The organism is Pseudomonas sp. RA_35y_Pfl2_P32, from assembly GCF_963970735.1.
Classification (GTDB): Bacteria; Pseudomonadota; Gammaproteobacteria; order Pseudomonadales; family Pseudomonadaceae; genus Aquipseudomonas.
Genome location: NZ_CAXAQF010000327.1, coordinates 1 through 453, shown reverse-complemented (window position 1 = coordinate 453; position 453 = coordinate 1). Strand labels below are relative to the sequence as shown.

1 protein-coding gene is annotated in these 453 nt (G+C 68.0%); it reads left to right on the top strand.

Annotation, left to right across the window (positions count from 1 at the left end; genetic code table 11):
• The coding region (locus AACY45_RS28525; protein WP_339548810.1) for a hypothetical protein at positions 1-453 on the top strand (453 nt) is incomplete at both ends.

Sequence of the window (453 nt, the reverse complement as noted above, 5' to 3'; positions counted from 1 at the left end):
GTCGCAACGCGTGCAGCTCGGCCTTGATCGCGTGATGACGATCGAGATGGCCAACGACCTGGCCCAAGGCGGCGAGGCATGGACGGCCTGGCGCGGCACTACGCCCGTCGCCTGTGTCGGCCTGCGCGAGACATTTTCCCACCCGACAAGCGGGCGTGGCGTGCAGGCGGTGGCCTGGGCGATCCTCAGCCTTGGCCTGGGCAGCGATCATCTCGCGATCACGCGCTTTACCCGGCGGCGCATCGCGGCCAGCATCTATCGCCGCATCGAGGCGATTTGCATCGCGGCGATCGATGCCGAGGCGATCCTGTCGTCCTTCCCCGGCCTCGACCCCGCGCAATTGCTGGAGGCGGTGCTGTGTCGCAAGGGGCCGCAGGTTCGCTGGGCCGAGGCGCTCGGGCTGACGCCAACCTATGTCTTGCGCCATTTCGGGGCCGCCTCCGAAACGCATAT